15 protein-coding genes and 1 pseudogene are annotated in these 19,994 nt (G+C 70.9%); 5 read left to right on the plus strand and 11 right to left on the minus strand.

The features are described 5' to 3' along the window. Positions 1–2: 2 nt before the first annotated feature. Together ACZ7LU_RS25605 and ACZ7LU_RS25610 are read right to left on the minus strand one after the other, a co-directional pair. The gene (locus tag ACZ7LU_RS25605) at positions 3–182 is read right to left on the minus strand and encodes a DUF397 domain-containing protein (protein ID WP_471918114.1); all 180 of its coding nucleotides are present in this window, start codon (positions 180–182) and stop codon (positions 3–5) included. Further along, positions 179–1,081 carry a helix-turn-helix domain-containing protein gene (locus ACZ7LU_RS25610; RefSeq protein WP_471918115.1) on the minus strand — a complete coding sequence of 301 codons (903 nt, stop codon included), beginning with the start codon at positions 1,079–1,081 and terminating at the stop codon, positions 179–181. The genes ACZ7LU_RS25605 and ACZ7LU_RS25610 overlap by 4 nt, the downstream gene beginning before the upstream one ends. A gap of 315 nt (positions 1,082–1,396) precedes the next feature. Here ACZ7LU_RS25610 and ACZ7LU_RS25615 point away from each other — a divergent pair, with 315 nt between their 5' ends. Then, positions 1,397–1,792 carry an ATP-binding protein gene (locus ACZ7LU_RS25615; protein ID WP_471918116.1) on the plus strand — a complete coding sequence of 132 codons (396 nt, stop codon included), beginning with the start codon at positions 1,397–1,399 and terminating at the stop codon, positions 1,790–1,792. Here ACZ7LU_RS25615 and ACZ7LU_RS25620 read toward each other — a convergent pair. Together ACZ7LU_RS25620 and ACZ7LU_RS25625 are read right to left on the minus strand one after the other, a co-directional pair. After that, on the minus strand, positions 1,782–4,874 hold the full coding sequence (locus tag ACZ7LU_RS25620) for an NACHT domain-containing protein (RefSeq protein WP_471918117.1): 3,093 nt from the start codon (positions 4,872–4,874) through the stop codon (positions 1,782–1,784). The genes ACZ7LU_RS25615 and ACZ7LU_RS25620 overlap by 11 nt on opposite strands. 17 nt (positions 4,875–4,891) lie before the next feature. After that, a complete protein-coding gene (locus ACZ7LU_RS25625; protein ID WP_471918118.1) occupies positions 4,892–8,077 on the minus strand; it encodes an NACHT domain-containing protein in 3,186 nt (1,061 codons plus the stop codon). 486 nt (positions 8,078–8,563) lie between these two features. On the opposite strand from ACZ7LU_RS25625, the gene ACZ7LU_RS25630 reads away from it, so the two are divergent. After that, on the plus strand, positions 8,564–9,253 hold the full coding sequence (locus tag ACZ7LU_RS25630) for a M23 family metallopeptidase (RefSeq protein WP_398302541.1): 690 nt from the start codon (positions 8,564–8,566) through the stop codon (positions 9,251–9,253). 45 nt (positions 9,254–9,298) lie between these two features. Here ACZ7LU_RS25630 and ACZ7LU_RS25635 read toward each other — a convergent pair whose 3' ends face one another. After that, complete coding sequence (locus ACZ7LU_RS25635; protein ID WP_398302542.1) at positions 9,299–9,913, minus strand: TetR/AcrR family transcriptional regulator; 615 nt, start codon at positions 9,911–9,913, stop codon at positions 9,299–9,301. 145 nt (positions 9,914–10,058) lie between these two features. On the opposite strand from ACZ7LU_RS25635, the gene ACZ7LU_RS25640 reads away from it, so the two are divergent. Further along, entirely contained in the window at positions 10,059–11,684 is a 1,626-nt protein-coding gene (locus tag ACZ7LU_RS25640; RefSeq protein WP_471918119.1) for an MDR family MFS transporter, read from the plus strand. Positions 11,685–11,789: 105 nt separating this feature from the next. Here the strand turns inward: ACZ7LU_RS25640 and cseC are convergent, their stop codons facing one another. The 5 genes from cseC to ACZ7LU_RS25665 all read right to left on the minus strand — a co-directional run bounded on the left by cseC (position 11,790) and on the right by ACZ7LU_RS25665 (position 16,418). After that, positions 11,790–13,163 carry a two-component system sensor histidine kinase CseC gene (cseC, locus tag ACZ7LU_RS25645; RefSeq protein WP_398302550.1) on the minus strand — a complete coding sequence of 458 codons (1,374 nt, stop codon included), beginning with the start codon at positions 13,161–13,163 and terminating at the stop codon, positions 11,790–11,792. Positions 13,164–13,284: 121 nt separating this feature from the next. Next, the gene (gene cseB, locus ACZ7LU_RS25650; RefSeq protein WP_362997150.1) at positions 13,285–13,998 is read right to left on the minus strand and encodes a two-component system response regulator CseB; all 714 of its coding nucleotides are present in this window, start codon (positions 13,996–13,998) and stop codon (positions 13,285–13,287) included. Between the two features lie 64 nt (positions 13,999–14,062). Beyond that, on the minus strand, positions 14,063–14,668 hold the full coding sequence (locus ACZ7LU_RS25655) for a hypothetical protein (protein ID WP_398302552.1): 606 nt from the start codon (positions 14,666–14,668) through the stop codon (positions 14,063–14,065). A gap of 29 nt (positions 14,669–14,697) precedes the next feature. After that, positions 14,698–15,246 carry a SigE family RNA polymerase sigma factor gene (locus ACZ7LU_RS25660; protein WP_362997146.1) on the minus strand — a complete coding sequence of 183 codons (549 nt, stop codon included), beginning with the start codon at positions 15,244–15,246 and terminating at the stop codon, positions 14,698–14,700. 194 nt (positions 15,247–15,440) lie between these two features. Beyond that, positions 15,441–16,418 carry an HhH-GPD family protein gene (locus tag ACZ7LU_RS25665; RefSeq protein WP_468091005.1) on the minus strand — a complete coding sequence of 326 codons (978 nt, stop codon included), beginning with the start codon at positions 16,416–16,418 and terminating at the stop codon, positions 15,441–15,443. Between the two features lie 229 nt (positions 16,419–16,647). On the opposite strand from ACZ7LU_RS25665, the gene ACZ7LU_RS25670 reads away from it, so the two are divergent. After that, the gene (locus ACZ7LU_RS25670) at positions 16,648–18,321 is read left to right on the plus strand and encodes a sensor histidine kinase (RefSeq protein WP_471918120.1); all 1,674 of its coding nucleotides are present in this window, start codon (positions 16,648–16,650) and stop codon (positions 18,319–18,321) included. A gap of 77 nt (positions 18,322–18,398) precedes the next feature. Continuing rightward, entirely contained in the window at positions 18,399–19,031 is a 633-nt protein-coding gene (locus tag ACZ7LU_RS25675; protein WP_398302654.1) for a response regulator, read from the plus strand. 237 nt (positions 19,032–19,268) lie between these two features. On the opposite strand, the pseudogene ACZ7LU_RS25680 reads toward ACZ7LU_RS25675, so the two are convergent. Beyond that, a pseudogene (locus ACZ7LU_RS25680) lies at positions 19,269–19,886 on the minus strand (phosphatase PAP2 family protein); the annotation flags it as partial. Between the last annotated feature and the right edge of the window lie 108 nt (positions 19,887–19,994).

Genomic DNA, 19,994 nt, shown 5'->3' on the forward strand with positions numbered 1-19,994 from the left:
GCTCATGACTCCGGTGTGAGGGCGCGTATCAGGGCGGCGAAGGCGGTGGGGTGGGTGGTGAGGGTGGTGTCGGGGGCGTCGCTCTCTTGGAGGTGGATCCGGCCGGTGGGGGTTGCGGCTACGTAGACGCAGTTGGCCTGGTCGCCGCTGAAGGAGGACTTCTGCCAGTCGAGAGTGCTCATGCTTGTGCTCCCAGAAGGGTGTACAGGATGTGTTGGACGAGGCCCAGCGAGTCCCGTGCCCCGTGCTTGACGGGGATCACCGTCGCGTCGATGGCCGGGAGTGCTGCTGCGCTGAGCCGTTCAAACTGGTGACGGTACTTGGTAACGGTGTCTTCGCCGTGGAGGAACATCGATTGCGCGGGATGCTCCATCAGCACAGTCTCCAGCGCGCCGCCATGCGAGGCGATGTGACAGAACGGCGTGGTCAGCGCTGACACGGCGACGGCCGTGAAGGGCACGATCTGGATGGTTACGTGGGGGAGTTCGGCCAGATCCACCAGCTTGAGCAGCTGCTGGTGCATGACCTGCGCACCGCCGAAACGCATGTGGAGAGCCGCTTCATGGATGACGGCATGGACATGCGGCGGTCGGTCGGTGACGAGTGCACGTTGGCGTGCCAGACGGAAGCGGACAGCGGTATCGACCTCCGCCGTCGAGCTCACGGTGTCGCTCGCCTCGAAGATGGCGCGCGTGTATCCCTCGACCTGGAAGAGCCCCGGCAGGAACAGCGACTCGTACGAGCGCAGCTGCACGGCTTCGGATTCCAGCTCGGCCAGATCCAGTGCGGATGCGGGCAGTTGGGGCTTGTAGCCGGTCCACCAGCCCTTGCCGGTCGACTCGCTGAGCCTCACCAAGGCGTCTACGTAGGATGAACTAGTAACCCCGTATGCCTGGCACAGGGTGCGAATGCGCTCAGCGGAGATCGGGGTGCGGCCGTTCTCGGCGTGTGTCAGGTGCACCCGCCCCATCCCGATCACTTCTCCGGCTGCCTGCACTGTGAAACCGTTGTGTTCGCGCAGCCTTCTGAGTTCGAACCCGAGTCTGAGTTGCCGTTCGGTGGGTGCTGTACGCAGTGCCAACGCTGTCTCTCTTCGTGAAGGTGCGGTCAGTTTGCCCGGGCGGGGGCGGTCGGTCCACCGAAGTCGGCGATTAGGTTGAACAAGTAACCCCTGAGTCGCTACCGTAAGTGCAGCGATGCTCACACAGTGACGTTGGAAGCCTCGCTGTCGACGCATTCTCCCGCCATGCCCGCCCGCAGAAGCGCACCGCCCGATCCAACTCCCCCGTGCCGGACGGGGGGTTGCCCGCGAGGGGCGGTAAGCCACTGTGGTCGGGCCACGTGGGGCCGGTCATCCATCAGTCGAAGCAGCGACCCAACGCCATGGAGGCGTCTCATGGGCGTACCCGCGCATGACCTCACGTCGGACACCTACACCCTCTTCACCCCGGGCAACGCCCACTCCGCCAAGATCTGCCGCGACTTCGTCCAACGCACCCTGGAGACCCTCGGCCTCGGCCACCTAGGGGACACCGCCGCTCTCTGTACCTCCGAGCTGGTGACCAACGTGCACCAGCACACGAAGAGCGACGTCCACCTGAGAGCCGCCGTCGCCGCCACCCACGTACGCATCGCCGTGTACGACGGCGGCGACCAACTGCCCGCGCCCCGCAGGCCCGACGCGGAGGAGGAGGGCGGGCGTGGACTGTTCCTCGTGACCGCGCTGTCGGACGTGTGCGGGGTGACGCCCGCGAGCGCGGGCAAAGGAGTGTGGTTTCAGCTCAATCGGTGAGGGGGTCGTAGGCGGAAACCTCGACACGGGCGGGCAGGGCTTCCAGGCCTTCCGTGGTGGGGGTGGGTACCCGCAGGCGGCTGAGGGACGGAAGACCCGCCAGAGGGGCGACGTCTAGCGTCTCGTGTCCCGGTGGCGTGAGGACGTTCACTTCGACCAGCCCGGGCAGGAGCGTCGCGAGGCGAGTCATCGCGGCATCCCACCCTCCCTTGGGGAACACCTGGAGCTCCTTGATGCCGGGCAGGGCCAGTCCGGGCGGGGCGGCCGCGAGGCTGTCGGACGACATGGTCAGCTTCGAGAGACGAGGGAGGCAGGTGAGGGCGCCCCACTGCGCGGCGGCGCTCAGGCGTTTCGCGGCACCGAAGATGACCCAGTCCAGCCCCCGCCAGGTTCGCATGTGGTGGATGTCGGTCAGGCTGTCGACGGAGTCGAAGAACCCCAGGGTGCGCAGGGGCGCGTCCGAGGGGAACAGGGACAGATCCCACGGTTCGCCGACGTCGAAGACGCGCAGCGCTGTGAGTCTGCGCAGGGAGGCCAGCGCTTCCGGGGCAAGACGGGCCGGAGGAATCTGGAGCATCAGGAACGTGGGCTCGCAGGCCACGAGCAGCCGGGAGGCGGTCTGCGGGGAGACTTCCGCGCGTACGTCCAGTTTTTCCGGGCGCAGCCCAAGCCGCTCCAGTTCCGCCGCCTGGTCGTCGTTGAGGATCGTGAAGTTCGTCTCCCCGTCGTCGAGATGGGCGATGACCTGTTCGGCGTACGCACGACAGTCGTACCGCTGCCACCCCCACATCAGCTGGCTGCGTACGGCGAGACTCGGGTGCCGCACGAAGCGCGCCAGGAAAGGGATCGCCGCGTCCGACCGGACACGGGTCGCCGTGATCGTCACGTGCCGGGCCTCGTCGTCGGTCAGTGTGTCCGGACCCGGGAGCAGGTCGAGCACCACGGGGCCGGCCTCCGCGAGCGCGCGCGCCTCGGCAGCGCTGCGCGGCGGAATCAGTTCCGCCGTCCGCCGCTCCACCTCCTCCCGGACGGCCGGCGCCAGCTCCGCCGCGTGTTCCAGGCAGGCCGCCGCCAGGAGGTGGACACGCTTACGGGTCCCCTCATCCGGGTGGCCGTCGCCGAACGAGAGCAGGTCGCCCAGCAGTTCCGCCCGTTCTCGCGGCCGCGCCTGGGCCACCGCCATGCGGATGACGTCCTCCCACTGGTCGTCCGCGGCGTGCCGGGCGAGGACGCCGAAGTCGCCCTCGTCGACCGCGGCCCGCGCGCCGAGGAAGTCCTGGAACGTGCGGTGGACGAAGTCGACGGTGCCGGGACCCGGCTCACGGAGGAGGCCGCTGCGGTGCAGGAAGTGGGTGTAGACCGCTCCGGCGTCGCCGAGCGGGGCCAGCTCAGGCACCGCGGGCAGCGCATCCGCGATGATGGCCTCCGCGCGCGAACGGTCCATCACCGTACGGCCGTTGCGGATCAGCCAGTACGCGAGCCGCTGGAGCAGTTGCAGCTGCGGCTCCTCCCGCAGCTCCGGGACCGCCATGTGGCGCTCACGGTCCCGGCGTACAAGCAGCATGGAGAGAGCCGCCGTGTAGAGGTCCTTGCGGCCCAGCGGCAGGAAGCCCCGCCGGTCCCTGTGCAGCGCGCAGATCAGCCCGCACATGAGGGGGTTGGTGGCCAGGCGGCCCAGGTCCGGCTTCGACCGGACCGCCGCCAGGAGCTGGCTCTCATACGCGGCGAGCGCGGCGTCCTCCTCGGGCGCACCCGTGGTCGCGGCCGCGTGCCAGCGCTCGATGAACGCCGCCACCTCCGCCTTCCGCATCGCGGAGAGCGTCAGCTCGGCGAAGCCCTCCTCGGTGAGCCAGTCCTCTCGTACGGCCGAGGGGCGCGACGTCACCAGCCAGCGGTTGCCGGGGAACGCGTCGATGAGGTCGCTCAGCCACTCCCGCGTCCGGGCCCGCTCCGCCTCCGGGACCTCGTCGATCCCGTCGATCAGGACCAGGGCGCGGCCGGCCGTCAGGACGCGCGCTTCCCAGCCCTTCGGCTGGGTCCCCGCGAGCGGGCAGTCCACGGCGGCGAGGAAGTCGGCGGGCGTGGGCAGGCGCTCGCCGTGGCGGGTGAGGGTGCGCAGGGGGAGGACGTACGGAATGCGGTCGTCCAGGTACGCCATGGTGTCCGAGGAGACAGCCACGTCCCCACGCGCCGCGCTCACCGCAAGCCACTGCACCAGCGTCGTCTTGCCCGAGCCCGCCTCGCCCCGGAGGAGGACCCGGTCATGGGTGGCGAGCGCCTGGTCGGCGGGGAGCGGGGGCGTACGGTCGACGACCTCCACCTCTTCCGCGTGGTACTCCGCTCCCGCCTGGTAGTGGGCCGTGGCCACGCGCCCGGGCGGCGCCGCCTCCAGCGACATGTAGGTCGCGTCCAGCGGCCATTTGCCCGGCGAGCCGGCCAGATCGATGCCGTAGATCGTCAGCTTGCCGTGCTTCTTCACGACGTACGCGAGATAGCGCCGCTCGAAGGCGACGTCCTCCGCCCCGCCGGCGATCGGGCTGCGGGAGATCAGTTCGTCGACCTTCGCGATGAGCTCGTCCTGCGCCCGGCTCTGCGCGACCAGCGTCGCGGCCACGAACGTGGAGCGCTGCGTGAAGAACTGCAGGATGTGCAGGCAGGCCCACTCGGTGACCGAGTCGAGGTAGAGGGAGGCGTCCGCGGAGAGGCCGGAGGCCGACACCTCGTACACGAGCTTGCGGGCCAGCTTCTCGTGGCCGAGGCGGACCGCCTGCACGTCGTCCATGTCGAGTTCGCCGAGGGAGAGGAGCCTCCGGGCCAGGGCGTCGACGACCGCTTCGGCCTCGTCCTGCGGGAAGGGGCGCTCGCCCGGCGAGTCCAGGGACGCCGCCACGAGCCGCTCCGCGAGCCGCCGCACGTCCCGCTCGCCCAGCGTGCGCTTCTCACCCTTGAACGACACCAGCGAGGACAGCCGTACGGGCTTGTCGACCAGTCCCGCGCCCGGACCCTCCCGCACGAACAGCTTCTTGATCAGGGGGGCTACGGCGCTCGATGCCAGGCGGGTGCCTATGACCGCGGGATCCATGGCATGAGCGTAGTAGGTCAGGGACGCGCGAGTCGGCGTCCGTTGACGATCAGCTCCACGGCATCGGGGAGTTGGGCGGGGTCGGGGACCTCGTTGGTCTGGGACACGCTGACGTGCAGCAGTCGGGAGTGTGCTCGCAAGGGGGTCAGGTCGACCGCGGCCGGCGCGACCACGCTGAGAGCTGTCATCGAAGGGAACGCCTCGACGGCCTGCCGCAGATCGCACTCGGAGCCGTGAGCCATGACGGTGAGGCGGTCCACCGCGTCCAGTCGGACGCCGCTCGCCGCCAGGTTGGACAGCTCCTCCGGGTTCAGGTTCAGGAACTCCAGACGCGCCAGGCCCGCTATCACCCGCCAGTCCTCGTCGTCGAGCGGAACCTCCAGGTCCAGGCCGATTTGAGTGAGCGAGGTGAACTTGCCGAGGGCCGAAAGGTCAGCCGTGTTTCTGGGCGGAAAGACGCATCGCAGCGGTGCGGCGTCCGGAATGAGCTCAAGGACCGGCCACTCGGTCACCTCGCGTGCGCTGAGGAGGGTGAGCTGGTCGAGCGCCCGTAGCGGGCTCAGGTCGAGTCGCGGGACGTCGGCGATGATCAGTTCCCTGAGAGGGAGGCCGGTCACCGGCGCGAGTGAGGAGACGGCGAGACACCGCAACAAGCCGAGGCGTTTCAGGTTCCGGTACCGGCCGACGAACTCCAGCTCGTCGATCACACCGTTGCCGGAGAGGGTGAGCCGCTCCAACTCCACGTCTCCCAGGGCGTCGACTATCTGGCCGGCCGTGAAGTCGCCCACGAGGTCCATGAGCGGATGCCCACTCAGGCGGCTCAACGCGGTGAGCTCGGTCTGCGAGCGGACCAGGATCGTCGTATCGGGCTTGTTCCGCAGGTGGCGGATGATCTCGCGCGCGTACGTCTCCGTGTCGAACCGGTCCCAGTGGGAGCCGAGTTGATGGCGGACGACGGAGTCCGCGTGATCCCGGTACTTCACCAGGCACGGCAGCGCGGCATCACCTCCGACGAGAGCCGCCGTATTCGCGACGTAGGCCGCTTCCATAACGCTCGTCGCGGCCTCGGGTCCTGGCAGCAACTCCAGCACGATCGGCCCCAGTTCAGCCAGCCTCTCCGCCTCCGGATAACTCTGCGGAGGAATCAGCTCCGCAGCCCGCCGCTCCACCTCCCCCCGCACCTCGGGATCCAGCTTCGCCGCATGCTCCAGGCAGGCCATGGCCAGCAGGTGCAGCCGCACCCGGTGCTCCGGCTGCTTGTCACCCCGCTTCATCAGGCCCCGCAGCAACCGCACCCGCTCGTCGGGGCGGGCGTGTGCGACGGCCATGCGGACGACGTCCTCCCACTGGTCCAGGTGCGCGTGCCGGACCAGCAGGTCGAAGTCGCGCTCCTCCACCGCCGCCCGTGCCCCCAGGTAGTCCTGGAAGGTGCGGTGGACGAAGTCCACGGCCCCCGCGCCGGGTTCGCGCAGCAGTCCGGACCGGACGAGGAGGTGGCGCAGGATGTCCTCGGCCGGGCCCTGCGCGGCGACGTACGGCATGGACGGCAGCAGCCGCTCCAGCTGGCTCACGGCGTCCGCGCGGTCCATCTCGGAGCGGCCGTTGCGGATGAGCCAGTAGGCGAGCCGCTGCAACAGCTCGATCTGGGACTCCTCGTCCAGGTCGGCCGCCATGTCGCGCTCGCGGTCCCGGCGCTCAAGGAGCATCGACAGCGCGGCGTCGTAGAGCGCCTTCCTGCCCCGCGGCAGGAAGCCACGGCGCTCCCGGTGGAGCGCGCAGATCAGGGCGCACATCAAGGGGTTGGTGGCGAGCCTGCCGAGGTCCTGCTTGGTGCGTATGGCGTCCAGGAGGGCGTCGCCGAGAGCCGCGTCCGCTCCGGCCGCCTCGTGCCAGCGGTGGATGAAGACCTGAATGTTCTCGTGGCTCATCTCGCAGAGGGTGAGGTCGGTGAAGTCGTCGCCGCCGAGCCAGTCCTCGCGTACGGCCGAAGGGCGTGAGGTGACGAGCCAGAGGTTGCCCGGGTAGGCGCAGAGCAGGTCGCGGAGCCAGCGCCGGGTGCGTTCGCGTTCCTCCTCGGGGACCTCGTCGATGCCGTCGATCAACATGAGAGCCCGGCCCGCCGACAGCACGCGGTCGGCCCAGCCGGCGGGCTGGGCGGAGGCGATCATGGCGTCGGCCGCGCCCAGGAAGTCGCCCGGGGCGGGTAAGGACGCGCCGCCGCGCGTGAGCGTGCGCAGAGGAAGGACGAAGGGGACCCGACCGATGAGGTGGGCCAGTTCGCCGGTGAGCCGGTCCTGGCGAGCGGTGGTGACCGCCAGCCACTGCACCAGCGTGGTCTTGCCGGAACCGGCGGCGCCGCGCAGCAGGACCCGCTCGTTGCCCGCGAACACTCCCTCGACGGGCCGGGACAGTGGCGGGATCCAGCGCTCGGCCGGGGGGAGCCCGTCGCGGCTCTCCGCCGCGAAGGTGCCGTCGGCGACAGGCTGGTGGTCGGCGTTCCGGGACGCCTGAAGGCTCAGATAGGCGGTGTCCAGGGGCCAGTCGCGGGACTCGTCGAGGTCGATGCCGTAGATCGTGAGACGGCTGTGCTTCTTCGCGACGTACGCCTCGTAGCGCTCCTCGAATCCGGCGTCCTCCGCGGACCGGTCGCAGAGGCGCTGGATGAGGATGTCCGTGCGGGTGATCAGCTCGTCGAGCTGCCGGCTCTGCTCGACCAGGGAGCGGGCTACGAAGGTGGAGCGCTGCGTGAGGAAGTGCAGGATGTGCAGGCAGGCGCTCTCCAGGATCCGGGAGTACAGGGAGACCGTGTCCTGGCTGAGGAAGCGCACGAGCTGACGGCCGCCGGCCCGCTCGTACAGCTTGTCGGCGAGCCTCTCGTGGCCGAGGCGCACCGCCGCGACGTCGTCGAGGCCCAGGTCGGGCAGCGTGTACAGCGTCAGCTCCAGCGCGTCCGTGAGGGCGTCCAGCTCGATGTCGTCCGCCTCACGGGTCTCCCGGGCGGCGCGACCGGCCAGTTCCCGGACGAGCTTGCGCAGGTCCTGCTGGGACAGCGTGCGCTTCTCGCCCCGGAACGACACCAGTGAGGACAGTCGTACGGGTCTCTCCACCAGGCCCGCGCCCGGGCCGTCCCGCACGAAGAGTTTCTTGATCAGGGGGGCTACGGCGCTCGATGCCAGGCGGGTGCCGACGACCGCGGGTTCCATGGGCGTGAGCGTAGTGCGGGTCACATTCGGGGTGGGGCGGATCCCGGGGGCCGGTGACATGACGCACAGGGGTTTTGGCCGGTACTAGGCGCCATAGTGGGCCCGGCCCGATCCGGGCCCGGGACCTTCGGCCCGCAACCCCCGGGACCTTTGCCGCGTCGGGGGGTGGCGGGTCGTGGACCGCCGTGGGTATGCGGCGTCTGCCCGTCCGACGTCGGCTTAAACCCGTCCGGGAGGAGAAAGCTCCGCCGTGTGAGCTCGGGGTAAATGTCCGGATTTGAGGGTGTCAAGAGGTCTAAATGCTGGCGCCCAGCTACGGCTTTACGTAGTAGATGGGCCCTTTGTGCCCCGGCCGGGGTGGGGGTTACCAAGGGATGGCCGACCCGGCGAAGCGCGGTCTGCGGGTGACTCGCCCGCTTCCCGCCTGCCGGGTCCACTCATGCCCCCCTCAGTCGGCTCAGCCGTCACACTCCGGAGGACATCCTCATGCTCAAGCGCACCAAGTCCCACCGTCCCGGCCCGTCGATGTTCCGTACGCGTGCGGCCGTCATCGCCGTCGGCCTCGGAGCCTCGGCGGCCCTCGGGGCCGGGGTCTCGGTCGCCGCCGCTGGGGACGCCAAGAGCGGCGCGCTGCCCGGCGTCGCCGTGAACTCCGTCCAGGCGCAGGCCGCCGCCCAGGCCAAGGCCGCCGAGAAGGCGCAGCAGGCGCAGGCGAAGAAGGCCGCCGACGCGAAGAAGGCCGCGGCCGCGAAGGCCGCCGCCTGGGTCGACCCGGTGAACAATTACACGCTCTCCGCCAGCTTCGGCCTCGGCGGCAGCATGTGGTCCCACAAGCACTCGGGCCAGGACTTCGCCGTGCCGGTCGGCACCGCGGTCGAGTCCGTGCACGGCGGCACCGTCGTCAAGGCCGGACCGAACGGCGCCGGTGACGGCCCCGCGTACGGCAACGCCGTCGTGATCAAGCACAGCAACGGCACGTACTCCCAGTACGCGCACCTCTCGCAGATCGACGTCCGGGTGGGCCAGAACGTCGGCACCGGCCAGCGCATCGCCCTCTCCGGCAACACCGGCAACTCCAGCGGTCCGCACCTGCACTTCGAGATCCGTACGACCCCGAACTACGGCTCGGCCGTCGACCCGGTCGCCTTCCTCGGCTCGGTGGGCGTGAAGGTCTGACGAAGACCTGACGATGGACTGACCCGCCCCAGCCGCTGGGCGTGACTACGCGCCCGTGTGCGCCCGCGTCACCAGATCGATGGCGACCTCCAGGATGGCCTTGCGCTTCTCCTCGGGGTCGCCTTCGACGTCCTTGAGCACGAACATCCCGCCGTGCATGGTGAACAGCGCGCTGAAGCAGCGCACCTGGTCGGCCATCGGCGCGTCCGGGTCCTTGAGGATCTCGTAGAGCCCCAGCATGCGGTCCTTGAAGCTCTCGCCCGTCTTCAGGTCGCGCATCGTCGCCTGGTTCTCCTGCATGAAGCGGAAGAGCGGCGCCGCGTCGACGAGGATTTCGTTGTACCGGCGCAGGGTCGTCTTCTTGGTTTCCAGGGAGACCGGCCGCGGCTGCTCGTGACCCCATGCGATCAGCTCGTCGATGGGTCGCGTGACGTCATCGAAGATGCTGGTCAGGATGTCTTCCTTGGTCTTGAAGTGGTAGTACAGCGCCGCCTTCGTGACCTCCAGACGCTCCGAGATCTCGCGGAGTGACGTCTTCTCGTAGCCCTGCTCGGCGAAGAGTTCGAGGGCCACGTCCTGGATGCGCTGACGGGTGTTCCCGCGGCGCTGCTGCTTGCCCGTGCCTGTGCCCGTGCCCATCGGGGTGCTCCTCGGCTTCATGCCAATAACTTACTTGACGCCCGGCTAGTAGGGGGTCTACCTTCCCTCAGTGTAGTCAACTAGCCGGGCGGCAAGTAAGGGCCCGGTGCGATTCCGGGAAGTCCGGGATGTGCGGCGAGCACGGGACGTGCGGGGAGTGGGGAACATGGCGGAGAAGACCATCGAGAAAGCCGGGCGGGCGGCCGGCCCGGGGACACAGGAGACGGCCCCGCCACCCACCGGCACCGGTACGGCGGGGGCCGGGACCGGCAAGGCCGAACCGCAGCCGCGCAGCGTGCGCGTCGTGCTGTTCGCCCTGATGATCACCATGCTGCTCGCGATGCTCGACAACATGATCGTGGGCCCCGCGATGCCGACGATCGTCGGCGACCTCGGCGGCATGGAACACCTGTCGTGGGTCGTCACCGCCTACACCCTGGCCACCGCCGCCTCGACCCCCATCTGGGGCAAGCTCGGCGACATGTACGGGCGCAAGGGCTCCTTCCTCACCGCCATAGTCATCTTCCTCGCCGGGTCCGTGCTGAGCGGCATGGCGCAGGACATGGGCCAGCTCATCGGCTTCCGGGCCGTCCAGGGGCTCGGCGCGGGCGGTCTGATGGTCGGCGTCATGGCGATCATCGGTGACCTCGTGCCGCCGCGGGACCGCGGCAAGTACATGGGCATGATGACCGGTGTCATGGCGGTCGCGATGATCGGCGGTCCGCTGGTCGGCGGCTCCATCACCGACCACCTCGGCTGGCGCTGGGCGTTCTACATCAACCTGCCGCTCGGCGCCGTCGCCCTCGCCATGGTCACCAGCGTCCTGCACCTGCCGAAGAAAAAAGCGGAGGGGCGCATCGACTATCTCGGCGCGGCCCTGCTCACCGTGGGCATCAGCGCGCTCGTGCTCGTCACCACCTGGGGCGGTACGGAGTACGCCTGGGACTCGGCCGTGATCATGGAGCTCATCGGCATCGGCGTCGCCTCGCTGATCGGCTTCCTCTTCGTACAGAAGAAGGCCGCCGAACCGATCCTGCCGCTCCACATCTTCGCCAACCGCAACTTCTCGCTGATGGCCGTCATCGGCTTCATCACCGGCTTCGTGATGTTCGGCGCGATGCTGTTCCTGCCGCTCTTCCAGCAGTCGGTGCAGGGCGCGTCGGCGACCAACTCCGGTCTGCTGCTCCTGCCGATGCTGCTCTCGATGATGGCCGTCTCGATGGTCGCGGGCCGCGTCACCACCGCCACCGGCAAGTACCGCCTCTTCCCGATCGTCGGCACCGTCCTGATGGTCGCCGGCTTCTACCTGCTCGCGCAGATGGACACCGGCACCTCGCGCCTCACCTCCGGCCTCTACATGGCCGTGCTCGGCGCCGGCATGGGCTTCCTGATGCAGATCACCATGCTGGTCGCGCAGAACAGCGTCGAGATGAAGGACATGGGCGTCGCCTCGTCCTCGGCCACGCTGTTCCGTACGCTCGGCTCCTCCTTCGGCGTCGCGATCATGGGCGCGCTCTTCAACAACCGCGTCCAGGACGTCATGGACGACCGCGCGGGAGCCCTCGGCGGCAAGGTCACCGAGACGTCGGCGCAGCTGGACGCGGCGAGCCTCGCCAAGCTGCCGGAGGCCGTCCAGGACGCCTACCAGCACGCGGTGTCGTCCGGCACGCACTCGGCCTTCCTGCTGGGCGCCGCCATCAGCGTCGTGGCGCTGCTCGCGTCGTTCTTCGTGAAGGAGATCCCGCTGCGGGGTTCCGGCCCCGAGGACAAGCCGGCCGTGATCGCCGAATAGTCGTCGCCGAATGGCCACCGTCACTGAGGCATCGCCGAATGGCCACCGGCACTTAGAAATCGCCGAATAGTCACCGTCACTCCGCCGGGCAGCCTCTGCGTGATGTCAGAGGTTGTCCGGCAGCTTGAGCACCGGATAGCTCCCCGTGTTCGTCGGCGCGTGCTCCGGCAGCCACAGCACGGCGACCGCGCCCTCGGCCGGCACGTCGGGCGCCGCACCCGCGGGCCGTACGTTGCGGAAGGTGAGCCGCGCGCCGAGCACCCGCGCCTGGCCCGCCGCGATCGTCAGACCGAGGCCGTGCCCGTGGCCCGCCCGGTCGGCGCTGCCCGTGCGGAAGCGGCTCGGCCCCTCGTCCAGGAGCGCCTCGGGGAAGCCGGGCCCGTGGTCGCGCACCCGGACCACGCGGCCCTCGACGCTGACCTCGATGGGCGGCTTACCGTGCTTGGTGGCGTTGGCGACGAGGTTGCCGAGGATGCGCTCCAGGCGGCGCGGGTCGGTGGTGACCTCCGACTCGTGCACGACGGTCACCGTCACGTCCGTGGTCAGGATCGACATGCGCCGCGTCACGAACTCGCCGAGGGTGATGTCCTGCAGCTCGGCCCGCTCGGCGGCGGAGTCCAGGCGCGCCACTTCGAGGACGTCCTCGACGAGCGTGCGCATCGCCTGCGCGCGGTCCTTGACCAGCTCGCTCGGCCGGCCCGGCGGCAGCAGCTCGGCGGCCGTGAGCAGCCCGGTCACCGGCGTGCGCAGCTCGTGCGCGATGTCGGCGGTCACCCGGCGCTCGGCCTCAAGGCGCTGCTTGAGCGCGTCGGCCATGGCGTCGACGGCGCTCGCCACGTCGTCGGTCTCGTCCCTCACGACACCGCCGATCGCCTCGCGGACGCTCACGTCCGAGTGCCCCTGGGCGACCTCGCTCGCCGCCGTCGCGGCCTTGCGCAGCCGCCGCGACAGCTGCCCGCCGATCAGCACGCCCAGCGCGCAGCCGCCGAAGACGACCGCGATGGAACCGATGACCAGGGCCTGGTCGAGGTCCTTCATGACGGTGGCGCTGCGGTCGGTGAAGCGGGAGTGCAGCGAGAGGACGTGCCCGTCGGCGAGCGGCACGGCGGCCCAGATGTCGGGCACGCCGTCGGTCTTCTCCTCGACGAAGGTGGCACGGCGGCCCTTCAGGACCTTCTGCCGCAGCTCCTCGGGCAGCTCGGGGTCGTCGACCTTCGTGCCGAACTGGAGGGTCTGCCGCTGGGACGCGGAGGAGTAGAGCCGCAGGGCGAACTGGATGCGCTCGTCCTGCACGTCGCGCGCGTTGTCGAGCATCGAGACCCGCGCGGCGTTGTGCACGACCAGGCTCAGGGCGATCGCGACCAGCGCGCCGACCAGCGCGATCGCCGCGGCGATCTTCCAGCGCACGCCGGTGCGCAGGTGCACGCCGGAGCGGAACCTCTCGCGCACGCGCTCGACGGCCCTGCGCCCCCCGTTCATATACGTCGTCCTCTGAGTGCTGTGAGTGCTGTGAGTGCTGTGAGTGCTGTGGGTTCTGTGAGTGCCGTGAGAGCGGTGACTTCTGTGAGAGCTGAGGCTCCCGGAGATGTCCTGATCGTGTTCACGCCTTGAGCTTGTAACCGAAGCCGCGGACCGTCTCGATGCGGTCCTGTCCCACCTTCGTGCGCAGCCGCTGCACGTGGACGTCGACGACGCGGGTGTCGCCGCCCCAGCCGTAGTCCCACACCCGCTCCAGGAGCTTGTCGCGGGAGAGGACCGTGCCGGGCGCGGACGAGAACTCCAGGAGCAGCCGCATCTCGGTCGGCGTCAGTGCCACGGGCGCACCGCCCCTGCGCACCTCCATGCCGACCGTGTCGATCTCAAGATCGCCGAAGTTCAGCACCCCGCCGTCCGCCGCTGAGCTCTCCTCCTGGCCGGACGACGCCGAGCCGTGCCCGCCGGCGTGCCCGAAGCGGCGCAGGACGGCGCGGATGCGGGCGACCAGGACGGCGCCGTCGAACGGCTTGGTCACGTAGTCGTCGGCGCCCGCCTCCAGGCCGAGCACGACGTCGATGGAGTCGGCGCGCGCCGACAGCATGATCACCGGGACCGTCGACTCGTCCCGGATGCGGCGGCACAGCGAGACGCCGTCCAGGCCCGGCACCATCACGTCGAGCAGCGCGATGTCCGGCTGGTCGGCGCGGAACGCCTCCAGGCCCGCGAGGCCGTCCGGCATGGCGGTGACCGCGAAACCGTCGCGCTCCAGGGCCAGCTGGGTGGCCTCGCGGATGACGTCGTCGTCCTCGACGAACAGGACGTGGGTCTGCTCTGCCATCGGGTGCTCTCAGTCCTTTTCGCTGCGTCTTTGCGTCTTCGCTACGTCTGTGCGTCGGTCGGGGTCAGCCCGCGGTCGCCGGCTCGGACGGCTCCCCGTCCACCGCGTTGCCGAAGTCGTTGCGGGTACGCCCCGACTCCGTGAAGCGGTTCGCGGACCAGCGGTACGTGATCACTTCCTCGCCGGAGGGGTAGGCCACCGAATCGCCCGACTCGTACAGCTGCTTCGTCACGACCAGGTCGCCCCGGTCGATCTCGGCGTAGACGGAGGCCGGCTCCTCGGCCTTGAAGACATTCTCGTACCGACCGCCTTCGGCGCGATACACGTAACTGCCGATGCCCACCGCGTCGCCGCACGTCAGCACGTTCACGACCACGTCGGAGGCGGTTCCTCCGGTCAGGTTCCCGTACGACACGTCGACCGGGTACGCCTTCCCGACGCACGGCTTCAGGTCCCGCTTGATCGCCGGGCTGACCTTCGGGTCCTCCTTGACGAGCCGGACCGCGTCGATCTTCTTCGTCGGTACGGAGGCCGAGGCCGAAGGGGACGGTGCCGTGGACACCACGGGCTCGCTGCGGGCCGGGCCCTCGTCGCGCGCGCCGGATCCGCCCGTCGAACAGGCGGAGAGCAAAAGGCCGACGGCGGCGACCGCGGCCGTCGCCGCGCTCACCGCCTTCACGCTTCTCGTGACCCGAGGGCCTAGGCCGCGCAACTCTCCCGCTCCTCACGTTCGAGCGCGCTGGCGACCAGCTCTTCGCGGTCCCGGCTCTCCAGCTCCTGCCGGAGCCGGGCGAGCGCCCGGTGCAGCGTGCTCTTGACCGTTCCGGCCGACATACCGAGGGCGGCGGCCGTCTCCTCTGTGGACATCTGCTCCCAGTGTCGCAGCACGACCACGCTGCGCTGCTTGGGTGCCAGCACCTTCATGATGTCCATCAGCAGCGCGCGGTCCGCGTGCTGCTCGGTGGAGTCTTCCACGCTCGCGTCGGGCAGCTGCTCGGTGGGCACTTCCTCCAGCTTGCGGGCGCGCCACCACTCCGTACGCGTATTGATCATGACGCGGCGCAGATAGGCGTCCGCCAGCCGCTTGTCGGCTATGCCGTCCCAGCGGCCGTACGTCCGTACGAGCGCGGTCTGCAGCAGGTCCTGGGCGTCCACGGGGTCCGGAACCAGGCGCCGGGCACTGCGCAGCAGGGCGTCCTGCCGAGTGCGGACGTACTCTTCGAACTCGAGCACCTCGCCGTGCGCCATACCAAACCGCCTCCGTTCCATCCCCATTGCCGACCGCCGTCCCTGCTGTGCGGTACGGGTATGAAGTTACGGAGGCGTTGTCACGGGGTTGTGCGGAGCAGCCAGCGGCGGACGCACGGCTGTACGTCGGTTGTGTAACAGACGAAAGACTTGGGCGAATACCTACGATTTGCAGGGCACCCGGCGCCCGCACCTCAGGTCAGCGGGAGCCGGTACCTGCCGCCGGGCAGCGGCTCGACGAGGCCGTCCGCGACGAGCCCGTCCAGCGCACGGGCCCGCTGCACGGGCTCGTCCCACACCCGGTCCAGCGCCGCCTGCGGCACAGGTGTCACAGCCTCGCGGAGCACGGCGAGCAGCTTGCCCCGCACCTGCCGGTCCGTCCCCGCGTACGTCTGACCGCGACGGGCGGGCCCCTCGTGCGCGGGCTTCCCCGCGAGACGCCAGGCGCACTGCGCGGCGATCGGGCACGCCCCGCAGTTCTCGTTCTTCGCCGTGCAGACCAGGGCGCCCAGCTCCATGGAGGCCGCCGCCCAGCGGGACGCGGTGCGCTCGTCCTCGGGCAGCAGGGCGCGGGCGAGCTTGCGCTCGGCGGCGGTCGTCGCGTTCGGCGGGTACTGCACGCCGGTCACGGCCCGCGCGAAGACCCGGCGCACGTTCGTGTCGAGCACCGCGTGCCGCTGCCCGTACGCGAACGAGGCGACCGCGGCCGCGGTGTACTCCCCGATGCCGGGCAGCGCGAGCAGCTGCGCGTGCTGCGTGGGTACGTCGCCGTTGTGCCGCTCCGTTATGGCGAGGGCCGCGCCGTGCAACCGCAGGGCGCGGCGCGGATAGCCGAGCCGCCCCCAGGCGCGCACGGCCTCACCGGGCGGCTCCTTGGCGAGGTCGGCGGGGCGGGGCCAGCGGGCCAGCCACTGCTCGTACACGGGCAGGACACGGCTGACCGGCGTCTGCTGGAGCATGAACTCGCTGACCATCACGCCCCACGGGCCGGCGTCCGCACGACGCCACGGCAGGTCGCGGGCGTGCGTGTCGAACCACGCGATGACGGGGCTGTGCAGGGTCTCACCCGCGGGCTCGGCAGCGCCCGCGGGGGCGTTGGCGAGGCCCGCGGGGGTGTGCCCGCTGAGGGGACTGTCGGAACTGTTCGGCATGGGCTTCGTGGGCGCAGTCATGGCACACCCGATCCTGCCACGGGCACGCCGGGGCGCGGGCCAACCGCGCGGTTCGCCTCGACGGTTTCCCGGGGGCGGGGGTATCGGGTGGGGCCGGATGGGCTCCCGGGCGCCGGAGGGCGGCGGGCTGACGACCGCCCCCGGCCGCGGGAGTTCGGCCGGTGGGAGGAGCGCGCACCTGACGATCGGCAGGGGTGCCGTGGTGTGGGGGGACAGTAGCGTCGGGGGAGTGGAGAGACGTACACGGAGCGCGCTGTTGTGGGTGGCGCTGGCCGCTCCCGTCGTGTCGGTCGACCGGCTGGGCCTCAACGAACCCCGTTCCGCCGCGGAGCAGCTGACCGGCCTCGCGGTCCTCGCCGGCGCCGTCGCCGTCTCCCGGACGCGTCCCCTCCTCGCCTTCCTCCTCGCGGCCGCCCTCGGCCTGGTCACCGCCCCGTCCCTCTTCACCCTCTCCTTCGGCCCGGCCCTCGCCGTCTTCGTCCTGCTCCTCGGCCGTCGCGCGGACCGTGCCCGCCCGGCCCTGCTCGCCTTCGCCGGCATCGCCGTCGTCGGCACCGTGAAAATCGCCGCACGCGACGTCGACCCGGTCGTCGAGTGGCTCGTGCTCATGGGGACGCTGCTGTTCGGCGCCGTCTTCCCTTGGCTCGCGGGCCGCTACTGGCGGCAGGGCCGCGAGCTGGCCGCCGCGGGATGGGCCCGCGCCGACCAGCTGGAGCGCGAGCAGCGGATCGTCGCGGACCGCGCCCGGCTGCGCGAACGGGCCCGTATCGCCCAGGACATGCACGACTCGCTGGGCCACGAGCTGAGCCTGATCGCCGTACGGGCCGGCGCCCTCCAGGTCGCCCCCGACCTGCCCGCACCGCACCGCGCGGCCGCCGCCGACCTCCGCGCGGCCGCCTCGCAGGCCACGGACCGGCTGCACGCCATCATCGGCCTGCTCCGTGACGAGGACGACGAGCAGGCGCCGCTGGCCCCGGCGGGCGAGAGCGTCGCGGCACTCGTCGCGCGCGCCGCCGAGTCGGGGCTGGACATCACGTACGAGGACGGGGAGGACGAGGGCGGGGCGCCGGGTGCCCCGGCCCGGGACGAGGTGACCGACGACACGGTCGAGCGCACGGTCCACCGTGTCGTCCAGGAGGCGCTCACCAACGCGGCGAAGCACGCGCCGGGCGCGCCTGTCACTGTCGTGGTGGCGCGCGGCAACACCGCTGAGAGGGCTACCGCTGAGACGGCCACCGCGAAGACGGCCGCCGTGACGACGGTCACCGTCACCAATGGGCGCCCTGGTACGGGAAGTTCACGCGCCCCCGGCAAGCTCTCCGGCGGCGGCTCCGGCCTGCGCGCCCTGCGCACCCGCGTCACGGACCTGGGCGGCACGCTCGACGCGGGCCCCCACGGCGACGGCTTCCGGGTCGTCGCCCGTCTCCCGGCCGGGGGAAGCGCCCCCGTACCCCCGCCCCCGCCGGGCGGCCGCCTCGCGCACGCCCGGCACCGCACCGCCCTGGCCTTCGGCATCGCCGTCACCACGGGCGTGCTGCTCATCGGCGGAACCTTCGCCTGGTACGCGTACTCGCGCACGCACTCCGTCCTCGACCCCGCCGACTACGCACGCCTGCGCATCGGCGAGACCCGCGCCGATGCCGACCGTGTCCTGCCGGACCGGACCGTCGCCGACCCGCCGCTGGAGCGCGCGCCCACCCCGCCGCCCGCCGGCGCCGACTGCGCGTACTACCGGGCGAGCGGTGAACTCTTCACCTCCGTGACGCACTTCAGGCTCTGCTTCACCGAGAGCGGCCGCCTCGTGGACAAGGCCGTCATCCCCACGGCGAGCGAGGCAGACGCAGTCACAGACCGAGATACAGACCCAGACCCAGGCATAGAGGAAAAGGAGCAGGTGCGGTGAATGAGGAGCGAGCGTCGGACGGGGCCCCCGGGACCGTGGCCGGCCCCATCCGCGTCCTGCTGGCCGACGACGAGGCCATGATCCGCGCGGGCGTGGCCGCCATCCTCGCCGCGGGCCGGGGCATCGAGGTCGTCGCGGAGGCCGGCGACGGGCGCGAGGCCGTGTCCCTCGCGCAGGCCCACCGCCCCGACGTGGCGCTGCTCGACATCCGCATGCCGCGCCTGGACGGCCTCGCCGCGGGGGAGGAGATCGTCCGGACGGTGCCCGGCACGGCGGTCGCGATGCTGACGACGTTCTCCGAGGACGCGTACATCGCGCGCGCCCTGAGCGGCGGCGCCACCGGCTTCCTGCTGAAGTCCGGCGATCCGCACGAACTCATCGCGGGCGTACGGGCGGTGGCGGGCGGCGCCGCCTTCCTCTCGCCCAAGGTCGCCCGGCACGTCATCGACGGCTTCGGCGCCCGGCGCATGGGCCGCGGCGCCACCGCCCGCGCAAGGACCGAGGCCCTCACCCCGCGCGAGCGCGAAGTGCTCGGCCTGGTCGGCGCGGGCCTGTCCAACCCGGAGATCGCGGCCCGGCTGCACCTCGTCGAGGGCACGGTCAAGGCGTACGTGAGCGCGGTCCTCGACCGGCTCGGGGTCAAGAACCGCGTCCAGGCGGCGATCGTCGCGTACGAAGCGGGGCTCGCCCCCGAGACAGGGGTGAGCTGAGCGTCAGCGGGGCTGGGTGTCGTCCCGGCGGAACGTCATGGTCGGCGAGTCGTACGCGGCCGGGTCGTAAGGAGCGGGCTCGTGCGGGGCGGGCTCGTGCGCGGCCGGGTCATACGGGGCCGGGTCGTACGGGGCCGTGTTCTGGTGGTGAGCCGGGTACGCCGCCGGGTCATAGGCCCTCGGGTTCGGAACCGGAGCGTGTGCGCCGGCGGGGGCCGGGACGGAAGCGGCACGGGCGTGGGCGGGGCGCGCGGGGCCCGGCCCTGCGAACCACTGCACGATCCCCGTGGACGACCCGCGCATCGCGAGCGTGACCCGCGCCACCGGCCGCGTGGTGATCCGTACGAGGACGAACACGATCACCGCGCCGAAGACGAGCCCCACCGCCACGTCGTGCGGATAGTGCACACCCACGAACACCCGCGAGAACGCCATGAGCACGGCCATCGGCACGGTCAGCGCGGCGATGCGCGGCCAGGCGAGCGCGAGGCCGATGGCGGCGGCGCCCGCGATCGCCGAGTGGTTGCTGGGGAAGGACCAGTCGCCGTGCGGCGGGCACTCGACGAGCGGTTTCAGCGCCCCTGACACCGCCCGGCAGGGACGCTCCTCCTCTATCCCGGACTTGAGCAACTCGCTGCACACGTACGCCACCGCCGTGGCGAGCGGAGCGAGCACCGCGACCGCGAGCGCGCGGGGATCACCGTGCCTGGCCCGCCACCAGGCGACGATGAAGAGCACCCCGAAGAGCAGCAGGCCGAGCTCCGTCCACACCTCCGCGAGGTGCTGGAACCACGACGGCGTGTCGTGGGCGAAGTCGGTGATGTCGCGGTAGAGATCGTCCGTCATGGTGTCCATGATTACGGACGGTACGGGTGACGCCGAATCGTCACATCCGGCGATCGTCCCGTCACGCCCCTGACGATGGTCAGGGGGCCGGCGACGGTCCCGGGATGATGATCCGCA

Source organism: Streptomyces sp. NPDC039462 (assembly GCF_055639375.1).